Origin of the sequence: Streptomyces sp. WELS2 (assembly GCF_013870595.1) — a bacterium.
Lineage (GTDB): Bacteria > Actinomycetota > Actinomycetes > Streptomycetales > Streptomycetaceae > Streptomyces.
In genome coordinates this window covers 1-7,596 of record NZ_JACBWZ010000262.1, presented here as the reverse complement: position 1 = coordinate 7,596, position 7,596 = coordinate 1, and the positions used below count along the sequence as shown (strand labels likewise).

The 7,596-nt window shown below is 71.5% G+C and carries 8 protein-coding genes and 1 pseudogene; 1 reads left to right on the top strand and 8 read right to left on the bottom strand.

The genetic code is table 11. From position 1 onward, the window contains the following. A pseudogene (locus tag H5J33_RS37520) lies at window positions 1-174 on the top strand (apolipoprotein N-acyltransferase); the annotation flags it as partial. Here the strand turns inward: H5J33_RS37520 and H5J33_RS17050 are convergent. The 8 genes from H5J33_RS17050 to H5J33_RS17015 all read right to left on the bottom strand — a co-directional run bounded on the left by H5J33_RS17050 (window position 92) and on the right by H5J33_RS17015 (window position 7,289). Next, window positions 92-1,003 carry a Gfo/Idh/MocA family protein gene (locus H5J33_RS17050; protein ID WP_181795776.1) on the bottom strand — a complete coding sequence of 304 codons (912 nt, stop codon included), beginning with the start codon at window positions 1,001-1,003 and terminating at the stop codon, window positions 92-94. The pseudogene H5J33_RS37520 and the gene H5J33_RS17050 overlap by 83 nt on opposite strands. A gap of 166 nt (window positions 1,004-1,169) precedes the next feature. Next, the gene (locus H5J33_RS17045; RefSeq protein WP_181795774.1) at window positions 1,170-1,685 is read right to left on the bottom strand and encodes a tetratricopeptide repeat protein; all 516 of its coding nucleotides are present in this window, start codon (window positions 1,683-1,685) and stop codon (window positions 1,170-1,172) included. A 141-nt stretch (window positions 1,686-1,826) separates the two neighbouring features. After that, window positions 1,827-2,510: a uracil-DNA glycosylase gene (locus H5J33_RS17040; RefSeq protein WP_181795773.1), complete on the bottom strand. Its 684-nt coding sequence runs from the start codon at window positions 2,508-2,510 to the stop codon at window positions 1,827-1,829. A 97-nt stretch (window positions 2,511-2,607) separates the two neighbouring features. Beyond that, complete coding sequence (locus H5J33_RS17035) at window positions 2,608-4,185, bottom strand: ABC transporter substrate-binding protein (RefSeq protein WP_181795771.1); 1,578 nt, start codon at window positions 4,183-4,185, stop codon at window positions 2,608-2,610. 188 nt (window positions 4,186-4,373) lie between these two features. Continuing rightward, complete coding sequence (locus H5J33_RS17030) at window positions 4,374-5,135, bottom strand: SDR family oxidoreductase (RefSeq protein ID WP_181795769.1); 762 nt, start codon at window positions 5,133-5,135, stop codon at window positions 4,374-4,376. Between the two features lie 21 nt (window positions 5,136-5,156). After that, a complete protein-coding gene (fabG, locus tag H5J33_RS17025; RefSeq protein WP_181795768.1) occupies window positions 5,157-5,918 on the bottom strand; it encodes a 3-oxoacyl-ACP reductase FabG in 762 nt (253 codons plus the stop codon). A gap of 148 nt (window positions 5,919-6,066) precedes the next feature. Further along, window positions 6,067-6,516, bottom strand: a complete 450-nt coding sequence (locus H5J33_RS17020) for a DUF3037 domain-containing protein (RefSeq protein ID WP_181795766.1) — start codon at window positions 6,514-6,516, stop codon at window positions 6,067-6,069. Next, window positions 6,513-7,289, bottom strand: coding sequence for a HipA family kinase (locus H5J33_RS17015; protein WP_181795764.1), 777 nt, complete (start codon window positions 7,287-7,289; stop codon window positions 6,513-6,515). Before H5J33_RS17015 ends, H5J33_RS17020 begins: the two co-directional genes overlap by 4 nt. Between the last annotated feature and the right edge of the window lie 307 nt (window positions 7,290-7,596).

Sequence of the window (7,596 nt, the reverse complement as noted above, 5' to 3'; positions counted from 1 at the left end):
GTCACGCCCTACGCCCGGCACGGCGACTGGCCGGTGCACGGCGCGCTGCTGGTGCTGGCCGTGCTCGGGGTGGCCGAGGGGGTGCGGGCGGTCAGGGCGCGCCGTGGCGGTCCCGCACCTCTCGTACCACCCGCTCGCACAGTTCATGGGTCGCCAGCGCGTCCCGGGCGCTGAGCACCCGTCCGGCCCGTACGGCGTCGAGGAAGGCGAGGACCGCCTGCTCGATGCCGCGCTGGCGGGACACCGGCACCCAGTCGCCGCGCCGGCGCACGGTGGGCTGTCCCTTGTGGTCGATCACCTCGGCGAGGTTCACCACCTGGCGCTTGCCGTCCTGCCCGGAGACCTCGAGGATCTCCTCGTTCGAGCCGCTGCGCCGGTTCATGACGCCGAGCGCGGTGAAGCCGTCGCCGGCGAGCTGGAGCACGACGTGGTGGAGCAGCCCGTCCTCGACGCGGGCGCGCACCGTCACGTCGTCGACCGGGCCGGGCGACAGGAAGCGCAGGGTGTCGACGACGTGGATGAAGTCGTCCAGGATCATCGAGCGGGGTTCCTCGGGCAGCCCGGTCCGGTTCTTCTGCATGAGGATCAGCTCGCGGGAGTGGTCCAGGCACTGGGCGTACCCCGGGGCGTGGCGGCGGTTGAAGCCGACGGCCAGCGGGACGCCGCGCCGCTCGGCGAGGGTGACCAGCCGTTCGGAGTCGGCGAGTTCGTAGGCGAGCGGCTTGTCCACGTACGTCGGGACGCCGGCCTCCAGCAGCCGGGTGACGATCTCGGGGTGGACGGCGGTGGGCGCGTGCACGAAGGCCGCGTCGAGGCCGGCGTCGAGCAGCGAGTCCAGGGTGGTGTGCCGCCGGCCGCGCGGCAGGTGCAGGCTGTCCCCGACCCGCTCCAGGGTGGCGGGGGTACGGGTCTGGAGGTGCAGGTCGACTCCCGGCTGGGTGCCGAGCACCGGCAGATAGGCCTTCTGCGCGATGTCCCCGAGTCCGATACAGCCGACCTTCACGTGCTCTCCCCTGTCACTGGCCTGCGGATTGTCTGCCGGAAGCATACGGGGACCACCGGTGCGCGATGCCACCGAAGCCGCACGGGACGAGCGCCGGTACGGTCCGGCGGCCGGGCCGGCGTTCCTCACCGCCCGCCGATGACGACCGCGCGCGCCGGCTGTCCGGTCATGACCCCTGCCGGCCGCGGGACGGCCAGTCCTCGTCGTCCTCGCCGTCCTCCCCCAGCCGCAGTGCCAGTCGGCTGATCGCGGACCGGACGCCCGCGCCGTAGCCGTCGTCGGCGAGGGCGCGCGGGGCGGTGCGGGCCCGGCGCAGATGGCTGCGGGCGGCCTCGGCGCGGCCCAGTTTGACGTAGTCGGCGGCCAGGTTGAGGTGCAGGGACGGCAGGAAGCCCCGCGCGCTGCCCGGATCCCCGCCCGGACGGCCGTCGGTCAGCTCCTCGGCCGCCGACAACGCCCGCAGGTCCCAGGCGAGTTCGTCGGCCGGGTCGTCGTGGGTGTCGGCCAGATAGTGGGCGAGGGTGCAGCGGTGCATCGGGGCGCCGTCCTCGCCGATCTCCGCCCACAGGTCCAGGAAGCGGCTGCGGGCCTCCTCGCGGTCCCCGCCGTGGTGCAACATCACGACCTGCCCGATCCGCGTCAGCACGGCGTCCGGCGCCGTCTGCTCCTGTCGCTCCACCACGGTGCCCTCCGGGCCGTCGCCGGTTGTTGCCGTTCCCGACGCTAACCGGCGCGGGCCGGATTCCCGGTAAGGCGGCGCCGTCGCGCCGACGGACCGGGGTCGGGGGAAGTGGCGGGGCAGCGGCCCCGCCCCGCGCTCCCGTCAGCCCAGGTTCGGGATGCGCCAGTCGATCGGCTCGTGTCCCTGCGCGGCGATCGCCTCGTTGATCTGCGTGAACGGGCGGGAGCCGAAGAACTTCTTGGCGGACAGCGGCGAGGGGTGCGCGCCCTTGACCACCACGTGCCGGGTCTCGTCGATCAGCGGGAGCTTCTTCTGCGCGTAGTTGCCCCACAGGACGAAGACCGCCGGGTCGGGGCGGGAGGCCACCGCGCGGATCACGGCGTCGGTGAACTTCTCCCAGCCCTTGCCCTTGTGCGAGTTGGCCTCGCCGGCCCGGACGGTGAGGACCGCGTTGAGCAGCAGCACGCCCTGTTCGGCCCACGGCATCAGATAACCGTTGTCCGGGATGGGCAGGCCCAGCTCCTCGTGCATCTCCTTGTAGATGTTCCGCAGGGACGGCGGGGTCTTCACCCCGGGACGGACCGAGAAGCACAGGCCGTGGCCCTGGCCCTCGCCGTGGTACGGGTCCTGGCCGAGGACGAGGACCTTCACCCGGTCGTACGGCGTCGCGTCGAGCGCGGCGAAGACCTCCTCGCGCGGCGGGTAGACGGGGCCCCTCGCCCGCTCCTCCTCGACGAACTCGGTCAGCTCCTTGAAGTAGGGCTGCTGCAGTTCGTCGGCCAGAACCCCGCGCCAGGACTCGGGCAGCATGGCGATGTCGGTCACGTCAACGTCCTCACGATGTCGATCAGGTACCGCGTGCGGTCACTTCCAGGTTCCAGAACCTACAGGCGACCACTGACAACCGGTGCGGCAAGGGGTCTCACCAGCTGGTCTTGCGGTGCAGCGCCCACATCATCATGATCGTCGAGGGGTCCAGGGCCTGTTCGCCGCCGGAGACGTCGACGCTGGCCGCCACGAACTGCCTGCCCTGCCACAGCGGGAGCAGCCGGGCGTCGTCCACCATGATCCGCTGGGCGGCCTCCATGTCCTTGACCGTTCGGGCGCGGTCGCTCTCGGCGCGCGCGTGGGGCAGCAGCCGGCCGGTGATCTCCTTGGCCGGGTAGGGGGTGCCGAGCGCGTTGTGCTCGCCGACGAACGGCGCGATGAAGTCGTCCGCGTCGGGGAAGTCCGGGAACCAGCCGCGTCCGAACACCGGGTACTCGTGCTTCTGGAAGCCTGCGACATAGCTCTTCCAGGGGCGGCTTCTGAGGGTGATGGTGAACAGGCCGGAGCCGTCCAGCTGCCGCTTGAGCTCCTGGAACATCAGGCCGGTCTCGGAGCCGTAGCGGTCGGTGGTGTACCAGAGGGTGAGCGGGACGCGCCGGGTGATGCCGGCGTCGGCGAGGATCCTGCGGGCCTTGGCGACGCTCGGTTCGCCGTAGTCGTCGAAGAAGCCGGTGGCGTGGCCGGTCAGGCCCTTGGGGACCATCGAGTACAGCGGGTCGACGGTGTCCTTGTAGACCTTGTGCGCGATCGCGCCCCGGTCCACGAGCTGGGCGACGGCCTTGCGTACGGCGGTCCGTCCGGCCCAGCGGTCCGCGGGGTTGAACACCAGGTAGCTGATGTCGGTGCCGGCGCCGTCGACCAGTTGCAGCTGCTCGTCGTCGTGTTCCTGGAGGGCCACGACGTCGTCGGCGGCCAGTCCCCGGTAGGTGACGTCCACGCGTTTGTCGCGCAGCGCCGCGACCATGCCGGCGGAGTCCTTGAAGTAGCGGATGGTCACCGCGTCGTTCCGCCGCTTGGCGAAGCCCTGGTAGTTGTCGTTGCGGACCAGGTCGGCCCGCTTGCCCTCCTCGTAGGACCGGAGCTCGTACGGCCCGGAGCCGTGCACGTCGGTGCCCTCGTGCAGGGAGTTCGCCGGGTAGTCGTCCGGGTCGACCAGGGACATGGCGGGGGTGGCCAGCACGAAGGGGAAGGTGGCGTCGGGCTTGTTGAGGTGGAAGACGATGTCGCGGTCGCCGGAGGTCTCCACCCGGTCCAGGCTGCCGAGCAGTCCGGCGGGGCCGCCGGGGGCGTTGATGGTGCGGATGCGGTCGATGGAGTGCCGGACGGCCTGGGCGGTCAGCGGGTCGCCGTCGGCGAACTTCAGGCCGGCGCGCAACCGGCAGTGGTAGGTACGGCTGGTGGAGTCGGTGAAGGAGCAGGCCCGGGCGGCGTCGGGCTGGGGGGTGGTGGCGCCGTACGGGTAGGCGAGGAGGGTCTGGAAGATGTTGCGGTACAGCTCCCAGGAGCCGTCCCAGGCTCCGGCGGGGTCCAGTGTGCTCGGCGCGCTGGTGGTGCCCACGACGATCGGCCCCTGGCCGTCGGGGTCGCCGTCGGACAGCAGGCCGCAGCCGGCGACCACGGACAGGGACGCGATCGCCGCGACTCTTCGCAGGAATCGGTACCGGTAGAACACGCGCACGCTCCTCGATCCGCCATACCAAGGGTCGGCAGACCATACCGCAGCGCTCGTTCCCTGAACCTCCCCTGGAACAGGGCCCGTTGACCGATCCGGTGATGACAACGTCGTCAGTTCGCCATGCGGACTCCAGAGGGTCTTCCGGGCGCCGTTCCGTCCGGAAACCGGGCGCCCGGAAGAGTCGGTCAGGAGACGCCCGCGTTGAGGAAGATGCCGCCGTCCACGACGAGCGTCTGACCGGTGACCCAGTCGGACTGCGCGGACGTGAGGAACGCGGCGGCGCCGCCGATGTCGGAGGGTATCCCCAGCCGGCCCAGCGGGTAGGCGGCCGCGGCCTCCTCCTCGCGGCCCTCGTACAGGGCCTGCGCGAACTTGGTCTTGACCACGGCCGGGGCGATGGCGTTGACCCGTACCCGGGGCGCGAACTCGTGCGCCAGCTGCTGGGTCAGGTTGATCATCGCGGCCTTGCTCACGCCGTACGCGCCGATGAACGGCGAGGCCGACAGGCCGGCGACCGAGGCGATGTTGACGATCGCGCCGCCGTTGTCCTTCTGCCAGGCGTGCCAGGTCTTCTGGGCGAAGCCGAGGGCGGAGATCACGTTGGTCTCGAAGACCTTGCGGGCGACGTCGAGGTCGAGGTCCGCGATCGGGCCGAACACCGGGTTGGTGCCCGCGTTGTTGACGAGGAAGTCGACCCGGCCGAAGGCCTCCATGGTGCGTTCGACGACCTCGGTCTGGTGGGCGAGGTCGTGCGCCTTGCCGGCGACGCCGATGACCCGTTCGGTGCCGAGCCGCTCGACGGCCTCCTTCAGGGCGTCCGCGCCGCGGCCGGTGACGCAGACGCGGTCGCCGCGGGCGACCAGCGCCTCGGCGACGCCGTAGCCGATGCCGCGGCTGGCACCGGTGACGATCGCGACCCTGCCGGAGAGCTCCGGGAGTTCAGTCATGTCCGTGCTACCCCTGAATCCCTAGTCGAGCGGTCCGCCGGCGACGTACAGCACCTGGCCGGAGACGAAGCCGGCCGCCTCGCCGGTGAAGAAGGCGATGGCGTTGGCGATGTCCTCGGGCTCGCCGACGCGCTGCACCGGGATCTGGCCGGCGGCGGCCTTCTTGAAGTCCTCGAAGTCCATCTTGACGCGCTCGGCGGTGGCCTTGGTCATCTCGGTGGCGATGAAGCCCGGGGCGACCGCGTTGGCGGTGATGCCGAACTTGCCCAGCTCGATGGCGAGGGTCTTGGTGAAGCCCTGGAGACCGGCCTTGGCGGCCGAGTAGTTGGCCTGGCCGCGGTTGCCGAGCGCCGAGGAGGAGGAGAGGTTGACGATCCGGCCCCAGCCGGCCTCGACCATGTGCTGCTGCACGGCCTTGGTCATCAGGAACGAGCCGCGCAGGTGCACGTTCATGACCGTGTCCCAGTCGGACACGCTCATCTTGAACAGCAGGTTGTCGCGCAGCACGCCCGCGTTGTTGACCAGGATCGTGGGGGCACCGAGCTCCTCGGCGACGCGGGCGACGGCCGCCTGGACCTGTGCCTCGTCGGAGACGTCCGCGCCGACCGCGACGGCCTTGCCGCCGGCCGCGGTGATCTTCTCGACGGTGTCCTTGCAGGCGGCCTCGTCGAGGTCGATCACGGCGACCGCGCGGCCCTCGGCGGCCAGCCGTACGGCGGTGGCGGCGCCGATGCCGCGCGCCGCGCCGGTGACTACCGCGACCCGCTGTTCATTGGTGGACATGCTGTTTCTCCTCGCCCTTGAGAGAACCTGTCGGACCCTCGGAGAGGGTCCTCCCGGTGCGGTGAGCGACCGCTTAGTACCTTCTCCACCCGTGACGCTAGAAGCCCTGGCACGCGGTGTCAACGGCAACATCGGCCGGTGTGATCGATTACCTCACCAAGAGGTGCAGCAGGCGCTCGGTCTCGGCGGCCGGGTCGGCGGTCAGTCCGGTGTGCACGGGTCCTGGCTGGACGATGGCGGAGCGGGGCGCGACCAGCCAGCGGTAGCGGCGCCCCGCGTCGTCGCCGGCCGCCTGTCCCGCCTGTTCACCGCCCGCGCAGGTGCGCTCGATCGCGGCGAGCGCGGCGCGCACCCCGGCCACGTCGGCGGCCGGGTCCAGGGCGAGCAGCCGGGCCTCGTCCAGGTGGGTGCGGGCGCCGAGGTAGCCCCGCGCGCGGCAGTAGACGACCACGCCCGCGTTGACGCACTCCCCGCGCTCCACCCGGGGCACGACCCGCAGCAGCGCGTACTCGAACACGTCCCGGTCGCCGCCCTGGCCCGCCCGGGTGATGTGCCGTTCGGTGACATGGCCGGCCATGTGGATGTGACGCTCGCTCACTTGCCCTCCTTTGATCCGGTGCCGAGGCCGGTGATCCGCTCGGCGATGACGGCCGCGCGCGCGAGCAGCGGCCGCGCGTAGGCCCGGCGCAGGTCGTCCGGGGTGTCGAAGCCCGGCTCACCGTCGAGCCAGACGTCCGGGATCTCGGCGGTGACCTCGGCGAGCAGGTCCTCGGTGACCTCGGGGGCGAGGTCGGCCGCGGCGGCGCGCACGTCCGGGGCGAAGCGGGCGAGCGCGTGGTCCGAGGCGTCGTAGGGACGGGCCGCCGAGGTCTCGGCGCCGGGCCAGTTGTGGTGCCAGATCATCGTGGCGCCGTGGTCGATGAGCCACAGCTCCCCCCGGACCACCAGGAGGTTGGGGTTGCGCCAGGAGCGGTCGACGTTGTTGATCAGCGCGTCGAACCACACGATCCGGCCGGCCTCCTCGGGGCTCACCGGGAAGGCGAGCGGGTCGTAGCCGAGGGCGCCGGACAGGAAGTCCATGCCGAGGTTGGTGCCGCCGCTGCCGCGCAGCAGGTCCTGCACCTGCTGTTCCGGCTCGCCGAGGCCGAGCACGGGGTCCAGTTCGAGGGTGACCAGCCGGGGCACGCGCAACCCGAGCCGCCGGGCGAGTTCGCCGCACACCACCTCGGCGACCAGGGTCTTGCGGCCCTGACCCGCGCCGGTGAATTTCATGACGTACGTGCGGAGGTCGTCGCCCTCCACCAGCCCCGGCAGCGATCCACCCTCACGCAACGGTGTGATGTAGCGGGTCGCGGTGACCTGTTTCAGCATTTTCCCCGGCCATCTGTCTTCAGAACCTTGTAAAGCACGGCACAGTCCGGAGGGGCGCGGCATCAGGGACCGCCCGTGAACGGCCCGGGGCGAATGCGGGGAGTTCCGGCCGGCATGCCGTTCTCCCTGCTTCCCGAGCAGTCCGTCGAGGGCGGTGCGCCCTCTGCTCCCGGCCTCCGGCATGAAGTGAGCATAGTAACCGAGGGTGATCGCGGCGCCTACGCGCGAACGGGGGCCGGACTCCGCGGAGTCCGGCCCCCGTTCGCGTACGGGTCGTGCGTCACGCCGAGGCGGTGTCCGTCTCCGC

Excerpts from the sequence above, each read along its gene's own strand:
- fabG (WP_181795768.1), bottom strand. The coding sequence starts at position 5,918 with ATGTCCACCAATGAACAGCGGGTCGCGGTAGTCACCGGCGCGGCGCGC.
- H5J33_RS17030 (WP_181795769.1), bottom strand. The coding sequence starts at position 5,135 with ATGACTGAACTCCCGGAGCTCTCCGGCAGGGTCGCGATCGTCACCGGT.
- H5J33_RS17015 (WP_181795764.1), bottom strand. The coding sequence starts at position 7,289 with ATGCTGAAACAGGTCACCGCGACCCGCTACATCACACCGTTGCGTGAG.